We start from the raw sequence: 17,178 nt of genomic DNA, 5'->3' as shown, positions 1-17,178 counted from the left end.
TCAGCGCGCGGTCTTGTCGAGCAGCGCCAGAACCTCGTCCTTCGGCGCCTCGTGGGTGGTCTTCAGCCGCTCCACCTCGCCCTCGAGCCAGGCGGCGTGGCGTGCCGTCTTCGCCGCGCCCGAACGGATGCGATGCTCGCGCATCCATTCCCAGACGAAGCCCAGCAGCAGCCCGATCAGCAGGCTGGCGAAGATCACCAGGAACAGCGGCAGCTGCACCGCCCAGGAGAAGCCGAGGAACTCCCCGGTCTCGGGCGCCAGCAGCCGCAGCGTCACCGGGGCGCGATTGGCAAGCGCGATGGCCACCAGCAGCACGGCGAGAACGCCGAGCAGCAGGAAGCGCAGGTATTTCATCATCTCAGTCCGCCTCTCCGTTCAGCCGGTCGCGCAGCAGCTTGCCGGTCTTGAAGAAGGGCACATGCTTTTCCTCGACATCGACGGCATCGCCGGTGCGCGGGTTGCGGCCGGTGCGCGCGTCGCGCTTCTTCACCGAGAAGGCGCCGAAGCCGCGCAGCTCGACCCGGTCACCGCGCGCCATGGCCTCGATGATTTCTTCGAAGATCGTGTTGACGATCTTCTCGACGTCGCGCTGGAAGAGATGCGGATTTTCCTCTGAGATCTTCGCGATCAGCTCTGACCGGATCATGCGTGCGTTCCCCCAAGGGTGTCCGGGTGGCAGCCCCGGTACTGGATTCTTCCCGGACTATACGGAGAATTTTTTCCAGCACAAACAGCAAAGGCTTGGAAAGGCGTGGGATTCGGCGCAGTGCGGCGAGGTGCCGCCGTCCCTGCCCGATGCAATGGCGAATGCAGGCGCAGAAAACCGGGGGGGAAACCGGAGGAAAGGCGGTGGCGGCCGGAACCGGAGCGAATCGCCCGGGGGAAGGGGCACGAGCCGCAAGCGCGCCCGTCCGGCACCGCCGGGGACCGCCCCCTCCCCCGCCATCGCTTTCCACAGACCGGATCGGCCCGGGGACCGCACCCGTTCCGAAAGCCGCATGCCGCGTGTGTCTCGCAACGGGTGGCCGGGCACGCTGACCGCGGATGCCCGCACGGAGACCGGCCGCGTCAGCGCCCCGTCCCGGGGGCCGTGGGGCGTGCCTCCGCTTCCAGCCCGGCCAGCCAGACCTTGAGCCCCGCCCCCACCGGCCCGCGCAGCTCGGGCGGCAAAGCCGCCAGCAGCCGGTGCTGGTTGGCGACGTGATCGGTGACGACACGGTCAATCAGCGCCAGCCCCCGCGGCGTAAGCTGCACGATCGAACCGCGCCCGTCGGCCGGGTTCGGCCGCCGCTCGATCAGCCCCTCGGCCTCGAGCCGGTCGATCCGGTTCGTCATCGTCCCCGAGGCGACCATCGTCCAGTCCATCAGCTCCGAGGGGCTGAGCGCATGTGGCGCCCCGGCGCGGCGCAGCGTCGCCAGCACGTCAAAGCTCGCCGCAGTCAGACCATGGGCGCGGAACACCGCGGTCAGCTCCTCGGACAGAAGATCGGTCAGCCGCTTCAGCCGGCCAAACAGCCCCATCGGCCCGGTGTCCAGATCCGGCCGTTCGCGGGCCCATTGCGCAAGGATGTCATCGACGCGGTCCATGCGGCGGATCTAGACAAAAACTATCTTGACGTCAAGATAAATCCCCCGATATGTCTCGACGTCGAGATAAATGAGGGTGCCATGTCCCGAACCACCGACCTGCTGCTGGCCGCCACCGCCCCGATGATCTGGGGCACGACCTATATTGTCACCTCGCAGATGCTGCCGCCGGGCTATCCGCTGACCGCCGCGGCGCTGCGCGCGCTGCCGGCGGGGCTGCTGCTGATGGCGCTCACCCGGCAACTGCCGCCGCCCGCGCTCTGGGGCCGGCTGCTGTGGCTCGGGGCGCTCAATTTCGCGTTCTTCTGGGCGGCGCTCTTCGTCTCGGCCTACCGGCTGCCCGGTGGCGTGGCGGCGACGCTCGGCGCGGTACAGCCGCTGATCGTGCTTGGCCTTGCGCGGCTTCTCCTCGGCACCCGGCTGACGCCGCAACGGGTGCTTGCGGCGCTTGCCGGCATCGGCGGCGTGGCGCTGCTGGTGCTCGGACCGCAGGCGCGGCTCGACGCGGTGGGCGTCGCCGCGGCGCTGATCGGGGCGGTATCAATGGCGGCGGGGGTGGTGCTGACCCGGAAGTGGCGGCCCGAGGTTCCGGCACTGACCTTCACTGCCTGGCAACTGACCGCGGGCGGGCTGCTGCTGGTGCCCTTTGCCGTTGCGGCCGAGCCTCCCTTGCCGCCGCTGAGCGCGGTGAACGTCGCGGGCTTCCTCTGGCTCGGGCTGATCGGCGCGGCGCTGACCTATTTCCTGTGGTTTCGCGGCATCGAGCGGCTCGGCCCGGAACGCGTCACCGGGCTTGGCTTTCTCAGCCCGCTGACCGCGGTCGGGCTGGGCTGGGCGGTGCTCGGGCAGAGCCTGACGCCGATGCAGCTCCTCGGCGCGGCGATTGTGCTTGCCGCGACCTGGTTCAGCAGCCGCCCCGAGCGCCGCGCCTAGGCGCTGCGCCCGGCCCCGGCCGCCGGCTCCCAAACCGCCGCAAGGTCCGGGTAGCGCGCCGAGAGCGGACCGACGAGCAGGAGGTCGAAGCCCAGCCGCGCAGCCCCTGCCCCGTCGGTCGCCGGCGTGTCGCCGATCGCGAGAACCCGCCGCCGCCCCACCGGCAGCCGCGCGAGGGCGTGGTGGTAGAGCCCCGGCTCGGGCTTACCGATCACGGTGTAATCGAGCCCGGGCAGGACGCTTCGGATCGCGGCAAGCAGGCTGCCGGTTTCGGGCACCGGATCCCCGTCGGGGCCCGGATGGCTTTCGTCCGGATTGGCAACGAGCAGCCGCGCTCCGCGCCGCAGCATGCCGACACAGCACCGCAGATCGCCATAGGAAAACCGCTCGTCCCGGGTCAGCAGCACATGGCTCGGCGTCTGCCGGTCGAGCTGCAACCCGAGCGCGAGCGCGTGGCGTTGCAGCGCCGGGCTGCCGTAAAGACACAGCCGCACCTCGCGCTCGCGCGCCAGGGCCTCGAGCGCCGCGGTGCCTGCCAGCACGATCCGCCCAGCCGGCACTGCAAGCCCCATGGCCGCGAGCCGCGCCGACAGGGTCGCGGGGGTATCGGTCGAGTTGTTGCTCAGCACGATCAGCCGCGCCCCCGCCCGGGCGAGCAGCGCCGCGGCGCCGGGCAGCACCCGCGGGCCCGACACCAGACAGCCGTCGAGATCGCACAGGATCGCGTCGTAATCCTCGAGCCGCATCAGAACCGCCCCAGGTCCTGCGGCGTGGCGACGGCGGCGGCCTCGGGGCTTTCGAGATCGAAGACCGGCCCGTCATAGGCGAAGGAACAGTCATGGATCAGCACCTGCCCCCCGGCCACGCTGACCCAGGCCAGATCGGGCGCCTCGGTCGCACCAAGGATCCGGCCGGGCCGGTCGAAGGCGTGATGCACCTGATGCATCAGCGCGCGCTGGACATGGAACGGAATGCCGTGCCAGAGCCCGGCGATCGGGCGATGCACATGGCCCATGAACAGATAATCGGGCCGGCGCCCGGCGCGGTCGAAGGCGGCAAGCTCCGCCTCGGCATCGCGCAGCCGGATCGCATCCATCGGCGGAATCGCCAGATCCATCGGCGGATGATGCTGGAACAGCAGCACCGGCCGGTCCGCAGGCGCCGCGCGCAGCGCCTGCTCGAGGAACTCCAGCCGCGCGGCGCAAAGCCGGCCGTGATGGCCCTCCTCCTCCTCGCACAGGGTGTCGAGGGTGATCAGGCTCGCCTGCGCGAAGACATGAAGCCCCTGCACGAAGCCGCTCGCATCGCGCGGCGCGGCGGGAAAGACCGCACGGAACGGGACGCGGGCGTCGTGATTGCCGAGCATCAGGATCACCGGCACCGGCAGCGCCGCCAGCTCGGCGCGCAGGCTCGCATAGGCGGCCTCCTCGGCGCGGTCGGTCAGATCGCCGGCGATCACCAGGAAATCGACCTGCGGCAGGGAGGTCAGGAACGCGAGGGCGCGACGCAGCACCACGCGCGGATCAAAGCCGTAAAGGCGCTGGCCGGCGGGCACGAAATGCAGATCGGTCAGCACGGCGAAACGGAGGGGAGCGGTCATGCGGAAATCCTTTGCGAAAGGGCGCGGCGGCAGGCCCGCCGCGCCACGGGGCTCAGTACGGCAGGGGGCTCAATGCGGCAGCAGGCCGTTGACCTCCTCGACCATGTCGTCGCGCAGCGCTTCCATGTCCGTGGCATCGCCGGTCAGGATCGCCTCGAGACTGTCCTCGATGAGCTGCGTCACCGCGAGCCCGTTATCGCCCGGATAGGCGAACCATTCCGACAGCAGCGGCAGCTGGTTCGCCGCGGTCAGCTTGTTCGGGTTCTGCGCATAGAAACTGTCCATCAGCAGCGCGTTCGCGGCCTTGTTCGGCGGGATGTAGCCGGTGGTCAGCGCGACCGCCGCCGCCCCCTCGCCCGAGGTGGTGAACTTGATGAATTCCCAGGCGGCCTTGCGCACCTCGGGATCGTCGGAGGCAGAGGTCAGCATCGCCGCGTTGCCGCCCGCGGGCAACGCCTGCGGCGCCCCGCCGATCCCCGGATAGGGGCCGGTGACGAAATCCCAGCTGCCGGTCTTCGAGCGGTCGACGAAGCCCACATAGGCGGTCGAGCTGAAGAACATGCCAAGCTCGCCCGACGCGAACTGCTTCGAAGCATCGGCGCCCGAGAGGTTCTTCATCCCACAGTCGCGGAAGATCGCCTGCGCCGTCTCGAGCGCCTTCAGCCCCTCGGGATTGTCCATGTTGAGCCTGCCGTCCTTGATCATCGGCACACCCTGGCTCCACATCGCCGCCTGCAACAGCCAGTTGCCCGAGATGTTCCAGTGCCAGAACAGCGCATCCTGCCGGCCCGTCGCCCGGATCGCCCGGCAGGCCTCGATCACCTGATCCCAGCTTTGCGGCACGGTCTTGATCCCGGCCGCGCGCAGGATGTCCATGTTGTAAAAGCCGATCGGGGTCGAGACCGAGAACGGCAGGCCATAGACCTTCCCCCCGAAGGTCGAGAGGTCGAGCATCGCCTGGTGATAGCCCGCCGCGTCAAAGCCGGTCTCGGCCGCGATATAGGGATCGAGCGGCTTCGCGATGCCGCGCTCGACCAGGATCGCCTGCCGGTTCAGCGCCTGGAAGGAGACGTCCGGCAGGGTGTTCGCCACCGCCTCGCGCAGAATGGTGTTCGTCGCATCCTCGTAGTCCTCATAGGTAGCGCGGAACGTCACCTCGATGTCGGGATGCGCCGTGGCGAAGGCCTGCATGATCCGCTCGAAGGTCGGATCGAAGACCGAGGAATAGGCATAGGCCACCTCGATCTGGACGGCGCCGGCGCCCTGGGCGGCAAGCGTCGCCGCGAGGGCAAGCGGAAGCAGGTGTTTCATGGCGGGGAGGTCCTTTGCGGAAGGGAGGAAGGGTCATTTCATCCCGCTGAGCGCGATGCCGTCGATGAAGCGGCGCTGCGCCAGCAGGAAGGCCACGACGAGGGGGGTGACGATGACCGTCGCGGTGGCCATCATCGGGCCGTAGAAATCGCCGTCGAGGTCGCCCTTGAACTCGCGCAGGCCGAGCGGCGGGGTGAACAGGCTGCGGTCGCCGGTGAGGACGATGCGCGGCCAGAAATAGTCGTTCCAATGCGCCACACCGAGAAGATCGCGAAGGCCAGGAGCGCCGGGATCGCGACCGGCAGCAGCACCCGCCAGATGATCGCGAACTCGCCCATCCCGTCCATCCGCGCGGCGTCGATCAGCTCGTCGGGCACGGTCAGGAAGAACTGCCGCATCAGGAAGATGCCGAAGGCCGAGACGGTCCAGGGCAGGATCAGCGCGGCATAGCTGTTGGTCAGCCCGAGTTTCGCCAGCAGCACGTAAAGCGGCAGCGCAATCGCATGCACCGGGATCAGCAGGCAGAAGAGCACAAGACCGAAGGCGGCCTCGCGGCCCCAGAAGCGCAGCTTCGCCAGCGCATAGGCCGCCGGCACCGCGATCAGCGTCTGCAAGGCGAAGATCGAGGCGGTGACGATCACCCCGTTGAGCAGATAGCGCCCCAGCGGCGCCTTGGCGAAGGCCTGACGATAATTGTCGATCACCGGGCGGGTCAGGCACGTCTCCGTGCTGCCACCAAGGTTCAGGCAGCTCGCATCGGCAATCGGCGCCTGCGCGCCGAAAAGGCCGCCGGTGCCCGCGGCGATCTCGGCCGGGGATTTGAACGAGGTGGAGACCATCACGTAGAACGGCAGCAGCACGATCACCGCGCCGAGAATCAGCACCAGATGCGCCAGCATCTGGCGGGCGGAAAAGCGGTGGGTCATCGGTCCTGCACCTTGCGTTCGACGAAGCGGCGCTGTGCCGCGCTAATCAGCATCACGAAGCCGAGGAAGACCACGGTGATCGCCGCACCAAGGCCGACGAGGTTCTGCGCGATGCCCTTCTCGTAGATCGCGTAGATCATCACATAGGTCGACTTCGCCGGGCCGCCGTGGGTCAGGGCCTCGACCGTGTCGAAGACCTGAAACGCGCGGATCGTGGTGACGGTGACGACGAAGACGGTGGTCGGCGCCAGCAGCGGCCAGGTGATCAGCCGGAAGCGCTCCGTTGCGCGCCTCACGCCATCGATCTCGGCCGCGGCGTAGAGATCGCGCGGCACCGCGGTCAGCCCGGCGAGGTAAAGCACCATGTTGAAGCCGAAGCTCTGCCAGATGCCGATGAAGGCGAGCGTCGCAAGCGCGTGGTCGCGGTCGCCAAGCCAGAGCGGAAAGCCCCCGGCACAGCCGCGCGCAAACCACGGCCAGAGCTCGAGCGCCGTGCCGCAGCCCAGCGCCAGCGTGCGGTTGACGAGGCCGAGCGTCGGGTGCAGCGCGAATTCCCACACGATCGCCATCGCCAGCAGCGAGGCCATCACCGGCAGGAAATAGACCGTCTTGTAGAAAGTCTGGCCGATCTTCAGCGCGCGGATCAGCAGCGCCGCGCCCAGCCCAAGAAAGACCGAGGCCGGCACCACCAGCACGACATAAAGGACCGTCACGCCGATCATCTTGCGATAGCTCGGGCGGGTCAGAATCTCGGCGTAATTGCCCAGGCCGATCCAGTGCAGATCGGGGCGGCCGAGGGTGTAATCGGTGAAGGAAAGTGTCGCCGCCACCGCCACCGGCAGGATCAGGAGCGCGAGCATCAGCACCAGCGCCGGCGCGAACATCAAAAGGCCGGCGCGGGCCTGGGTGCGCTCGGGCCGGAGTGCGGCACGCGGGGCGGCGAGCGGAAGCGGGGGCGCGTCAGACATCGGCCACAGCCTCCGCCAGACGCGCCACCGGGGCCGCCTTGCCCGCCACGTCGAAGCCGGTGATCCGCGCCGGATCGGCGCGCAACCGCAGCAGGCTGCCCGGCGCCACCGATGGGCGCGCGGCCGGCGTGAGGCGGACGACGACCGGCCGGGCGACGCCCGCCACCTCGAGCTGCACGAAGAGATCGGCGCCGAGGTTCTCGACCAGCCGCACCCGCCCGGCGATCAGCCCGTCCCCGTCGCAGGGGCTCAGTGCCTCGGGCCGGATGCCGAGATGCTCGACCGGCCGGGCAAGGGCACGCAGCCCTGTCGGACGCCCCTCGATGCCGATCCCCCCGTCCGCGCCGGTCTCTGCGGGCAGGATGTTGATCGCCGGCGAGCCGATGAACTGCGCCACGCGCAGCTCGGCGGGGTGGTCGTAGAGCTCGGCGGGCGCCCCCACCTGCAGGATCTCGCCCTCCATCATCACCGCGATCCGGTCCGACATCGTCATCGCCTCGGCCTGATCGTGGGTGACATAGACGAAGGTGGCACCGAGCCGGCGGTTGAGCTGGGCGATCTCGGCGCGCATGTGCACCCGCATCTTCGCGTCGAGGTTCGACAGCGGCTCGTCGAGCAGGAAGGCCGCGGGCTCGCGCACCAGCGCCCGGCCGAGCGCGACGCGCTGGCGCTGCCCGCCGGACAGCTGACCAGGTTTGCGCGCCAGCAGATGGCGGATCTCGAGTATCTCGGCGGTCTCGTGCACGGTCTGCGCGATCGCCGCGCGCCGCGCCCGCGCCCCGGGCAGGAAGCGGCCGACGAGCGGCAGACGCTGCGCCACCGAGAGCCGGCGCATGGTCAGTGGCACGGCGATGTTCCCGGCCACCGTCAGATGCGGGTAAAGCGCATAGCTCTGGAACACCATGGCAAGGTCCCGGTCGGCAGCGCGGCGCCCGTCGACGCAGGCGCCGCCGATGCACACGCGACCGCTCGTCTGCGTCTCGAGCCCGGCGAGGATGCGCAGCAGCGTGGACTTGCCGCACCCCGAAGGCCCGACCAGCGACAGGAACTCGCCGTCGGCGATCTGCAGGCTCACCCCTTTCAGCACCTCGCTGCCGCCGAAGGTCTTGCGGATTTCATCCAGGTCTACGGTCGCCATCGGGGTCTCCTGCGCTCTTTTCCGGGGCGTCATAGGCAGCTTCTGCGACAGTCATGTTACGGTTACAGGCAATGCCTATGAGGGCCGCATGAACTCGTTGTCGCCCAAGGACCTGCTGCCCGCCCTGACGCTGTCACGCCTGCGCGCGCTGAACGCGGTGATGGAGACCGGCAGCTTCTCTGCCGCCGCCCGCCGGCTGGCGGTGTCGCAGGCCACGATCAGCCAGCAGGTGCGGGATCTCGAGCGCGCGCTCGGCCTCGACCTGTTCCGCCGCGTGGCGAATGACATGATGCCGACGCCGCTGTGCCAGCAGATCTACACGCTCTCGCGCGAAATCGAGGCAGCGGGCCAGCGGATCGCCGATCTGCTCGCCCAGCACCGCACGCTCGAACAGGGAGAGCTGCGGATCGGGCTGGGCAATGCGATGCCCGGCATGGCGCGGATCAGGGCGTTCCAGAAGCTCTGCCCCGGGGTGGGCGTGAAGATCGAGATGGGCAGCTGGGGCAAGATCTACGAGGCGGTGATCGAGGGGCGCGTCGATGTCGCCGTGCTGCCCGACGTGCCCGACGAGCCGCGGTTCCGCCGCCGGCAGGTGCAAAGCCAGTCAGTGGTGGCGATCGCCCATCCCGGCCATCCCCTCGCCGGCAGGAGCGAGATCAGCTGCGCGGAACTCGTCTCGGAACGGCTGATCTTCCGCACGCCCGGCTCCTCGACGCAACGCGCCGTCGACGAGGCCTTCCGTACCGCCCGCCTGTCGCCCCATGCGACGATCGTGCTCGATACCCGCGACGGCGTTCTCGACGCGGTTGCCAATGCCCTCGGCATCGGCTTCATGTGGAGCCATGGCACCAGCCGCCGCGACGGCTTCGTGCCGATCCCCTGTCGCGAGATGCGCCGCGAACGCGCCGATTACGTGTTCGCCCTGCGCTCGGCCCGCGGACCGCTGCACGAGGTGTTCTTCGGGCTGGCGGCCCCGGGCGGCTGACCCGCGCCCGTCCCTTCAGGGCAGCGCCGCCCCCGCCGCAAAGCGGGCGCGCAGCCCCGCGGCCCCGCCCTCGTCCGCCAGCCAGCGCAGCACCGCACAGCCCGCCTCGGCGTAAAGCCCAGGGTCACGCGCGGCAAGCGGGGCCCAGTCGAAAGGGGTCTCGGGCAGATCGGCGCGTGGGGTGCGGCGGCAACGTACAGCCCCCTGCCCCGGTCCGAGGTAGCGCCGGTCGTCCGAGATCACCACCGACAGCCCCTCGTCGAACCAGGTCGGCAACCGCCCGCCAAGCTGCCCCCGAAGACCAAGCTGGGCATGGGTCTCGGCATGGGCAAGCTCGTGGGTGAGAACCGTGGCCGACAGCCCGCGCGGCGCAAGCCGCACCACCGAGACGGGCCCGAGCGAATAGGTCACCGCCGCCGCCCCCCGCCCGCCAAGGCGGCGGTCGCAGGCGGCGCTTTCACAGGCGATCAGCCGCAGATGGGCGCGCGGCGCGCCGTAGAAGGCGGCGATGCGGGCGCGCGCAGCGCGGACCTCGGCCGCAAGCGCCACACGGGCATGGGCCGGCATCGAAGCCTCGACCCAGAGCCCGGCGCCCGCGGGGTCGAGCCCAAAGCACCGCGGACAGGCCGCCCCGCGCAATGCCGGCAGAAACGCCAGCAGCGCCGCAAGGCCGAGCCCCGCGCCAAGCGCGAGGGCCAGAAGGGAAATGCGCATCGCCCGCCACATCGGGGCAGGATGGCCGGGCGCGCGCCGGCCCGCAAGCCTCAGTCGCGGCGGCGGATGATCTGCCGCAGCATGCCGTGCAGGATCTGCACATCGGCCCGCGTCAGCCCGAAGCGCGACCACATGTTGCGCAGGTTGCGCTTCATCATCGGGCCCTTGTCGGCCGGGAAGAAGAACCCCGCCTGCTCGAGCACCTCCTCGTAATGATCGCCCAGCTTCTCGACATCGAGGGCGCTTGCCACCTCGGTGCCGGCAAGCCCCGGGGCGACCGGCGCGGCCGAGCTTTCCTGCCGCGACAGCTCATAGGCCATCAGCAGCACCGCCTGCGCGAGGTTGAGCGAGAAGAACACCGGGTTCACCGGCACGGTGATGATCGCATTCGCCCGCGCGATGTCGTCATTCTCGAGCCCGGTGCGCTCGGGCCCGAAGAGCACCGCGATCTTCTGCCCCGCCGCCATCCGCGCCCGCGCCTCGGCCATCGCCGCCTCGGGGGTGTAGATCGGCTTCGTCAGCTCGCGCCCGCGCGCGGTGGTGGCGAAGACGAAATCGCAATCCGCGATCGCCGCCCCGGTGTCGTCGAAGACGCCGGCATGGTCGAGCACCTTCGTCGCCGCACCCGAGGCAGTGGCCACGGCCTTCGGGTTCGGCCAGCCGTCGCGCGGCGCGACCATCCGAAGCGAGGCGAAGGAGAAGTTCAGCATCGCGCGCGCCGCCGCGCCGATGTTCTCGCCCATCTGCGGGCGCACCAGCACGAAAACGGGGTTGCGGATCAGGCTGTCGTCGGGATCGGTCATCGGGGGTCCTTTCGGGGGGCCTTTTCGCGCGCCGTCCTAGCCCCGCAGGCCCCGCGCCGCAACCCCTCTGGCCTCGGCCCCTGCGCTGCGCTAGAAGGCGCGAAACGCGATTTTCAGGAGGCGTCATGGCCGAGGACCGCCCGCAGATCTACCTGCTCACCCCGCCGAGCTTCGATCTCGACATCTTCCCGCAGACGCTGTCGCGGGTGCTCGCTGCGCAGGAGGTGGCCTGCATCCGCCTCGCACTCGCCAGCCGCGACGAAGATGCGGTGATGCGCGCCGCCGATGCCGTGCGGCTTGTGGCGCACGAACATGACGTGGCACTGGTGATCGAGGATCACATCCAGCTGGTCGAGCGGCAGGGCCTTGACGGCGTGCACCTGAGCGACGGCGCGCGTTCGGTCCGCGCCGCGCGCAAGGCGCTTGGCCCCGACGCGATCGTCGGCAGCTTCTGCGGTGCGTCGAAACATGACGGCATGGGCGCGGGCGAGGCCGGCGCCGATTACGTCGTCTTCGGCCCCGTGGGCGAGACCGGGCTGGGCCACGGCACGCGGGCCGAGCGCGACCTCTTCGCCTGGTGGAGCGAGATGATCGAGGTGCCGGTGGTGGCCGAGGGCGCGCTGACCGAGGAGCTGGTGCGCGATCTGGCCCCGGTGACCGATTTCTTCGGCATCGGCGAGGAGATCTGGAGCAGCGACGATCCGGTCGCGGCGCTGGCCCGGCTTGTCGCGGCGATGGGCTGAGCCATGCGCGAGAGCGAGGCGGGCGAGTTCTGGCTGGGCAATTCCGACGGGCCGATGGGCGATGTCGGGGCCTTCATGGCAAGCGAGCTGCGCGCCGACCGCGGCGATCTGGCCGGCCATATCCGCCAGCTTGACGGCGCGCGCAATCTGATCGCGATCGCCGGCGCGCCCGGGGCCGGCAAGTCGCGGCTTGCGACCGAGATCGCGGCCGAGCTGAACGCGCGCGCGCCGGGATCGGCCGCAGTGGTGGCGATGGACGGCTTTCACCTGCCAAACGAAGGGCTGGCCGCGCGCGGGCTTTTGCCCCGCAAGGGCGCGCCCGAGACCTTCGACGTCGCGGCGCTTGCAACGACACTTGCGGCGTTGAAATCGGGCGGCGAAGTCGCCGTGCCGGGCTTCGACCGCGCGGCGGATACGGTGGTGCCGGCGGCCGAGACCGTGCCGGCAGCCGCGCGTTTCGTGCTCGTCGAGGGCAATTACCTGCTGCTGACCCGCCCGGACTGGCGCGAGCTTTACCCGCTCTTCGATCTGACGATCCGGCTCTCGGTGCCCGAGGCCGAGCTGCGACGCCGGCTGCTTCTGCGCTGGCAGGCCCTGCCCGAGGCCGAGGCGCGCCGCCGCGTCGAGGAGAACGACCTGCCGAACGGGCGGATCCTGCGGCAGGAGAACCGGGCCGCCGATCTGGTTGTGGCAGGCTGAGGGGGCGCTGCCCCCTCTTCGGCTGCGCCGAATTCACCCCCGAGGTATTTCGGCCAAGGAGAAAGCCGGGGCCGCGCTGCGCGGGGCCTTGCCGATCGGCGCGATGTCACGCAGCGTCGTGATTGGTGTGGCAGGCTTCGTCCTGATAGGATGCGCCATCCCCCGGAGACGACCATGACCCGCCATACCCTCGCCCATTCCTTTGCCGAACATTTCGCCGATGGCGTGATGCATGTTCTAGGCGTGATCGCCGCCGTCGCCGGGGTGAGCGCGCTGATCGTCTGGGCGGCGCTGACCGCCGAGCCCGGGCGGATCTGGCCGCTTGTCGTCTATGCGGTGGGGTTGCTCGCCTCGTTCGGCTTCTCGGCGGGCTACAACATGACGCTGCATGCGAAGACCCGCGCCGTGCTGCGCCGCTTCGACCATGCCGCGATCTACCTGCTGATCGCCGGCACCTACACGCCGATGGCGCTGATCGGGCTGGGCGGGCAGGCCGGGCTGTGGCTGACCGCGGCGATCTGGGCGCTGGCGGCCCTCGGCATGGTGATGAAGCTCGGGTTCTTCCACCGCTTCGAGCGGGCGGGATTCGTGCTCTACCTCGCCATGGGCTGGCTCGGCATCGTCGCGATCTGGCCGCTTCTTCAGGCGCTGCCGCTCGCCGTCCTGATCCTGCTGGGCGCGGGCGGCCTGATCTACACGCTCGGCACGATCTTCTATCAGCTCGACCGCATCCCGTTTTCGCGCGCGATCTGGCATGGCCATGTGCTCGCGGCCGCGGCGGTGCATTACGCCGCGGTGCTGCTGGTGGCCGCGCACTGACTCAGAGCGGCTCGATGTCGCCCTCGGCACGCAGGGCGTGGAACTCGGCCACGAAGGCCGACAGACGCCCCGCCGCGATCGCGTCGCGCAGGCCCTGCATCAGCTCCTGATAATAGTGCAGGTTGTGCCAGGTCAGCAGCATGCCCGAGATCATCTCGCCGGCGCGGAAGACGTGGTGCAGATAGGCGCGGGAATAATTGCGGCAGGCCGGGCAGCTGCAGTGCTCGTCGAGCGGCCGCGGGTCGTCCATGTGCCGCGCGTTCTTGATGTTCACCTGACCGCGCCGGGTCCAGGCCTGGCCGGTGCGCCCCGAGCGCGAGGGCAGCACGCAATCCATCATGTCGATGCCGCGCTCGACCGCGCCGACGATGTCGTCGGGCTTGCCCACGCCCATCAGATAGCGCGGCCGGTCCTCGGGCAGGAAGCCCGGCGCATAGTCGAGAACGCCGAACATCGCCTCTTGCCCCTCGCCCACGGCAAGGCCGCCGACGGCATAGCCGTCAAAGCCGATTTCCGTGAGTTTCTCGGCACTTTCGGCGCGAAGTTCAGGCGTCACGCCACCTTGCATGATGCCGAAAAGCGCATGCCCCGGCCGGTCGCCGAAGGCGTCGCGCGACCGCTCGGCCCAGCGCATGCTCAGCCGCATGCTCTCGGCCACGCGGGTCTCGTCGGCGGGCAGCGCCGGGCATTCGTCGAAGGCCATCACGATGTCCGAGCCCAGAAGCCGCTGGATCTCCATCGAGCGCTCGGGGCTGAGGAAATGCTTCGAGCCGTCGACATGGCTGGCGAAGGTCACCCCCTCCTCGGTCAGCTTGCGCAGGCCCGAGAGGCTCATCACCTGAAAGCCGCCCGAGTCGGTCAGGATCGGCTTCGGCCAGTTCATGAACCTGTGCAGCCCGCCGAGCCGGTCGATGCGCTCGGCCGTCGGTCGCAGCATCAGGTGATAGGTGTTGCCCAGCAAGATGTCGGCGCCGGTCGCGGCGACGCTTTCGGGCATCATCGCCTTCACCGTACCCGCGGTGCCGACCGGCATGAAGGCCGGGGTGCGGATCTCGCCGCGCGGGGTATGGATCACGCCGGTGCGGGCCTTGCCGTCGGTGGCGTGGAGGGTGAAGCTGAATTTCTCGGTCATCCGGGCGCTCCTTTGCCGGCGGGGTGTAGCGCGAAAGCGCCGCCTTGGAAAGGTGGGCGGCGCGCGGCAAACCCCTTGCCTGACGCAGGGGCAGCGTGCCAGTCTGGCCTTGGGGAGTGAGGCAGATGGCGCGAGACGAGGAGGATCGGCGCACCAGGTTCGATACCGGCGAGCTCGGCGCGGTGGCGCATCTCTACCGCGGCGAGGTCTACCGCTCGACGATCTGGCGCACACGGCTCGACACCACGACGAACTGGTCGGTGGTGACCCTCGGCATTGCGCTGTCGATCTCCTTCGCCTCGCCCGCCGCCTCGCCGCTGCCGCTGATCCTCGTCGGCATCCTGATCGTCTTCTTCCTGATGCTCGAGGCGCGGCGCTATCGCTATTTCAACGTCTGGCGGGCGCGCTGTCGCTGGATGGAGCGGCATTTCTTCGCGCCGCTGCTGACCGATGGCGAGCAGCATCTGGAGACCGGCTGGCAGACCGTTCTGGCCGAGGATTACCGCTTTCCGCGCTATCACGTGCCGATGCGGGTGGCGGTCGGACGGCGGATCCGGCGCAATTACATCTGGATCCTGCTGATCCAGAGCGCCGCCTATGCCGGCAAGCTGATGGTCCACCCCGGGCCGCTGACCTCGGCGCGCGAGCTTTACGAGCGCGCGGCGATCGGTCCGGTCGACGGGCGGATCGTGATCGTCATGGGCTGTCTTTACGTGCTGAGCTGGGCGCTGGCGGCGGTGGCGAGCGCCTGGGACGACCGCCGCCGCGCCGCGGGGCGTGCGGGCGAGAGCGGCATGGGCTAGCTAGCGCTCGGCCTTCTTCTCCCAGCGGCCCGATTCCTCGCTCCAGTATTGTGCGGTGACACTGGCGGCGGTGAGCGCCTTCCACTGCTCGCGCGCCCGCGCCACGGCGCGCTCGTCGCGCCCGTCGAACAGGATCCAGACCCGCTGCACTGATCCGACCTCGGCCGGGGTGACCTCGGCGCCGTCGATCGCCATGATCGCGTCGCGCCCCGCCGGGGCGGGGCTCACCGTCAGCAGCACCGGCTGCAACGCGTCATGCGGCCCGCCCGCCAGCCCGTGCGGAAGGAAACTTTCGTCACCGCCAAGCCAGAGCCGCTGGTCGAGCCAGTCCATCCGTTCGGGATCGGTGCCGCGCAGCTCGACCGTCCAGCCCTGCGCAAGGGCGCGCGGCAACAGGCTTTCCACCACCTCTTCCACCGGCGATTGCGTGACATGGTAGAAGAGCGCGGGCACCTTACGCCTCGAACCGGTCGCGGATCAGCCGGTCGAGCGCCATCACGCCCCAGCCGGTCGGGCCCTTCGGCGCCAGCACCGTCTCCTTCGGCGGCAGAGCGACGCCCGCGATGTCGATGTGGCACCAGGGCGTGCCCTCGGCGATGAACTTCTTCAGGAAGGCCGCCGCGGTGATCGCGCCGCCATGTCGGCCGCCGGTGTTCTTGATGTCGGCAAGGCGCGAGGTGATGAGCGCGTCATAGGCCGGTGCCAGAGGCATCCGCCAGGCGCCCTCGCCCTCGGCCGCCGCCGCCTTCAGCAGATCGTCCGCCAGCCGGTCGTCGTTCGAGAAGACGCCGGCATTCTCGTGGCCGAGCGCGACGATGATCGCGCCCGTGAGCGTCGCAAGGTCGATCACCGCCGAGGGACGGAATTCCTGCTGGGCGTGCCACAGCACATCGGCCAGCACCATCCGCCCCTCGGCATCGGTGTTGATCACCTCGATCGTGTCGCCCTTCATCGATTTCACGATGTCGCCCGGACGCTGTGCGCGACCGTCGGGCATGTTCTCGACCAGGCCCACAAGCCCCACGACATTCACCGGGGCGTTGCGCAGGGCGAGCGTGCGCATCACGCCGGCGACGACCGCCGCTCCGCCCATGTCCATCGTCATCTCCTCCATGCCCGCGCCGGGCTTGAGCGAGATGCCACCGCTGTCGAAGCACACGCCCTTGCCGACAAGGGCGAGCGGCGGCACCTCGAGCGCCTCGCCGTTCTCGTCCTCGGCGGGCTGCAGGCCCGTCCAGCGCATCACCACCACCTTCGAGGGGCTGTCCGAGCCCTGCCCCACGGCCAGCAGCGCCCGCATGCCAAGCGCGGCAAGCTCGTCCTCCTCGAGGATCTGCACGTCGAGGCCGAGCTCCTGCATCGCGGCGAGGCGCGCCGCGAAATCGTCGGTGGTCAGGATATTGGCGGGCTCGTTCACCAGATCGCGGGTGAAGAAGATACCCTCGGCCAGCGCCGCATGCGGTGCCGCCTCGGCCGCCACCGCCTCGGGCTTCGCCACCATCATCTCGACCGCGCCGAAGGGCTTGCGCTCCTCGCTGCGGTAATCGAAGCGATAGGCGCGCAGCGCAAGGCCGAAGGCGATCTCGGCCGCGCGCGGGTGGTTCTCGGCCAGCACCAGCAGATCGGCGCCGCCAAGGGCGCGCCCGATCGCCGCGCCGGCCTTGCGCGCGGTGGCGACCGGCGCGCGGCGGGCAAGCTTCACCAGCTGCAGCGCCTCGCAGGCAAGACCCGAGGGCCAGGCGAGCTCCATCGACTCGCCCGCCTTCAGCTTGTCCCAGGCCTCGGAGGCGAGCGCCCGGCCAAGCGCACCGCGGGTCAGCCGCTCGATCCGCCGCGCGGCGGGCGAGCGCCCCGCCTCGGGCGCGACGACAAGCGCGATGCGCCCCTCCCGCGCGGCCAGCGCGTCGAGATCAGATTCGCTGAAACGGATGGCGACGGGATGGGTCATGGCGGCTCTCTCGAAAGGGTGATCGGCGCAAAGCCTAGCGGCCTCGGCGGAAAATGAAAAGCCGCGGGA

At 69.8% G+C, this 17,178-nt stretch carries 19 protein-coding genes and 1 pseudogene; 6 read left to right on the top strand and 14 right to left on the bottom strand.

Going from position 1 to position 17,178, the window contains the following annotated elements; all coding sequences use genetic code 11:
* The 3 genes from EOW65_RS01355 to EOW65_RS01345 all read right to left on the bottom strand — a co-directional run bounded on the left by EOW65_RS01355 (nucleotide 1) and on the right by EOW65_RS01345 (nucleotide 1,587).
* Nucleotides 1-357 (bottom strand): LapA family protein, encoded by a 357-nt coding sequence (locus EOW65_RS01355; RefSeq protein WP_240664432.1) that lies wholly within the window; start codon nucleotides 355-357, stop codon nucleotides 1-3.
* Nucleotide 358: 1 nt separating this feature from the next.
* On the bottom strand, nucleotides 359-646 hold the full coding sequence (gene ihfB, locus EOW65_RS01350; RefSeq protein ID WP_113899323.1) for an integration host factor subunit beta: 288 nt from the start codon (nucleotides 644-646) through the stop codon (nucleotides 359-361).
* 422 nt (nucleotides 647-1,068) lie between these two features.
* Nucleotides 1,069-1,587 (bottom strand): MarR family winged helix-turn-helix transcriptional regulator, encoded by a 519-nt coding sequence (locus tag EOW65_RS01345; RefSeq protein ID WP_128147213.1) that lies wholly within the window; start codon nucleotides 1,585-1,587, stop codon nucleotides 1,069-1,071.
* Between the two features lie 81 nt (nucleotides 1,588-1,668).
* Between EOW65_RS01345 and EOW65_RS01340 the strand changes: the two genes are divergently transcribed.
* On the top strand, nucleotides 1,669-2,520 hold the full coding sequence (locus tag EOW65_RS01340; RefSeq protein WP_128147212.1) for an EamA family transporter: 852 nt from the start codon (nucleotides 1,669-1,671) through the stop codon (nucleotides 2,518-2,520).
* On the opposite strand, the gene EOW65_RS01335 is transcribed toward EOW65_RS01340, so the two are convergent.
* The 6 genes and pseudogenes from EOW65_RS01335 to EOW65_RS01310 all read right to left on the bottom strand — a co-directional run bounded on the left by EOW65_RS01335 (nucleotide 2,517) and on the right by EOW65_RS01310 (nucleotide 8,463).
* Nucleotides 2,517-3,266, bottom strand: coding sequence for an HAD-IIA family hydrolase (locus tag EOW65_RS01335; protein ID WP_128147211.1), 750 nt, complete (start codon nucleotides 3,264-3,266; stop codon nucleotides 2,517-2,519). The genes EOW65_RS01340 and EOW65_RS01335 overlap by 4 nt on opposite strands.
* Nucleotides 3,266-4,120, bottom strand: a complete 855-nt coding sequence (locus tag EOW65_RS01330; RefSeq protein ID WP_128147210.1) for a phosphodiesterase — start codon at nucleotides 4,118-4,120, stop codon at nucleotides 3,266-3,268. Before EOW65_RS01330 ends, EOW65_RS01335 begins: the two co-directional genes overlap by 1 nt.
* A 69-nt stretch (nucleotides 4,121-4,189) precedes the next feature.
* Nucleotides 4,190-5,431: an ABC transporter substrate-binding protein gene (locus tag EOW65_RS01325; RefSeq protein ID WP_128147209.1), complete on the bottom strand. Its 1,242-nt coding sequence runs from the start codon at nucleotides 5,429-5,431 to the stop codon at nucleotides 4,190-4,192.
* A gap of 33 nt (nucleotides 5,432-5,464) precedes the next feature.
* Nucleotides 5,465-6,357: pseudogene (locus EOW65_RS01320) on the bottom strand (carbohydrate ABC transporter permease).
* Nucleotides 6,354-7,325 (bottom strand): carbohydrate ABC transporter permease, encoded by a 972-nt coding sequence (locus EOW65_RS01315; protein ID WP_128147208.1) that lies wholly within the window; start codon nucleotides 7,323-7,325, stop codon nucleotides 6,354-6,356. Before EOW65_RS01315 ends, EOW65_RS01320 begins: the two are co-directional and overlap by 4 nt.
* Nucleotides 7,318-8,463 (bottom strand): ABC transporter ATP-binding protein, encoded by a 1,146-nt coding sequence (locus tag EOW65_RS01310; protein ID WP_128147207.1) that lies wholly within the window; start codon nucleotides 8,461-8,463, stop codon nucleotides 7,318-7,320. Before EOW65_RS01310 ends, EOW65_RS01315 begins: the two co-directional genes overlap by 8 nt.
* 88 nt (nucleotides 8,464-8,551) lie before the next feature.
* Here EOW65_RS01310 and EOW65_RS01305 point away from each other — a divergent pair, with 88 nt between their 5' ends.
* A complete protein-coding gene (locus tag EOW65_RS01305; RefSeq protein WP_128147206.1) occupies nucleotides 8,552-9,448 on the top strand; it encodes a LysR substrate-binding domain-containing protein in 897 nt (298 codons plus the stop codon).
* Nucleotides 9,449-9,463: 15 nt separating this feature from the next.
* Here EOW65_RS01305 and EOW65_RS01300 read toward each other — a convergent pair whose 3' ends face one another.
* Together EOW65_RS01300 and EOW65_RS01295 are read right to left on the bottom strand one after the other, a co-directional pair.
* On the bottom strand, nucleotides 9,464-10,174 hold the full coding sequence (locus EOW65_RS01300) for a hypothetical protein (RefSeq protein ID WP_164879951.1): 711 nt from the start codon (nucleotides 10,172-10,174) through the stop codon (nucleotides 9,464-9,466).
* Between the two features lie 38 nt (nucleotides 10,175-10,212).
* Nucleotides 10,213-10,965 carry an RNA methyltransferase gene (locus tag EOW65_RS01295; protein ID WP_128147204.1) on the bottom strand — a complete coding sequence of 251 codons (753 nt, stop codon included), beginning with the start codon at nucleotides 10,963-10,965 and terminating at the stop codon, nucleotides 10,213-10,215.
* A 125-nt stretch (nucleotides 10,966-11,090) separates the two neighbouring features.
* Between EOW65_RS01295 and EOW65_RS01290 the strand changes: the two genes are divergently transcribed.
* The 3 genes from EOW65_RS01290 (at nucleotide 11,091) to trhA (ending at nucleotide 13,226) form a co-directional block, all read left to right on the top strand.
* Nucleotides 11,091-11,708 (top strand): thiamine phosphate synthase, encoded by a 618-nt coding sequence (locus EOW65_RS01290; protein ID WP_128147203.1) that lies wholly within the window; start codon nucleotides 11,091-11,093, stop codon nucleotides 11,706-11,708.
* A gap of 3 nt (nucleotides 11,709-11,711) precedes the next feature.
* Nucleotides 11,712-12,407: a nucleoside/nucleotide kinase family protein gene (locus tag EOW65_RS01285; RefSeq protein WP_240664429.1), complete on the top strand. Its 696-nt coding sequence runs from the start codon at nucleotides 11,712-11,714 to the stop codon at nucleotides 12,405-12,407.
* Nucleotides 12,408-12,581: 174 nt separating this feature from the next.
* Nucleotides 12,582-13,226 carry a PAQR family membrane homeostasis protein TrhA gene (trhA, locus tag EOW65_RS01280; protein ID WP_128147202.1) on the top strand — a complete coding sequence of 215 codons (645 nt, stop codon included), beginning with the start codon at nucleotides 12,582-12,584 and terminating at the stop codon, nucleotides 13,224-13,226.
* A gap of 1 nt (nucleotide 13,227) precedes the next feature.
* Here the strand turns inward: trhA and tgt are convergent, their stop codons facing one another.
* Nucleotides 13,228-14,358, bottom strand: coding sequence for a tRNA guanosine(34) transglycosylase Tgt (gene tgt, locus EOW65_RS01275; protein ID WP_128147201.1), 1,131 nt, complete (start codon nucleotides 14,356-14,358; stop codon nucleotides 13,228-13,230).
* 125 nt (nucleotides 14,359-14,483) lie between these two features.
* Between tgt and EOW65_RS01270 the strand changes: the two genes are divergently transcribed.
* Entirely contained in the window at nucleotides 14,484-15,161 is a 678-nt protein-coding gene (locus tag EOW65_RS01270; RefSeq protein WP_128147200.1) for a DUF2270 domain-containing protein, read from the top strand.
* On the opposite strand, the gene EOW65_RS01265 is transcribed toward EOW65_RS01270, so the two are convergent.
* Together EOW65_RS01265 and EOW65_RS01260 are read right to left on the bottom strand one after the other, a co-directional pair.
* Complete coding sequence (locus tag EOW65_RS01265) at nucleotides 15,162-15,614, bottom strand: DNA polymerase III subunit chi (protein WP_128147199.1); 453 nt, start codon at nucleotides 15,612-15,614, stop codon at nucleotides 15,162-15,164.
* 1 nt (nucleotide 15,615) lies between these two features.
* Nucleotides 15,616-17,109 (bottom strand): leucyl aminopeptidase, encoded by a 1,494-nt coding sequence (locus tag EOW65_RS01260; RefSeq protein ID WP_128147198.1) that lies wholly within the window; start codon nucleotides 17,107-17,109, stop codon nucleotides 15,616-15,618.
* Nucleotides 17,110-17,178 lie beyond the last annotated feature (69 nt).

Origin of the sequence: Paenirhodobacter ferrireducens (assembly GCF_004022265.1) — a bacterium.
GTDB classification, from domain to species: domain Bacteria; phylum Pseudomonadota; class Alphaproteobacteria; order Rhodobacterales; family Rhodobacteraceae; genus Rhodobacter; species Rhodobacter ferrireducens.
The sequence above is the reverse complement of the archived record's forward strand: the minus strand, read 5'-3'. Positions and strand labels throughout refer to the sequence as shown.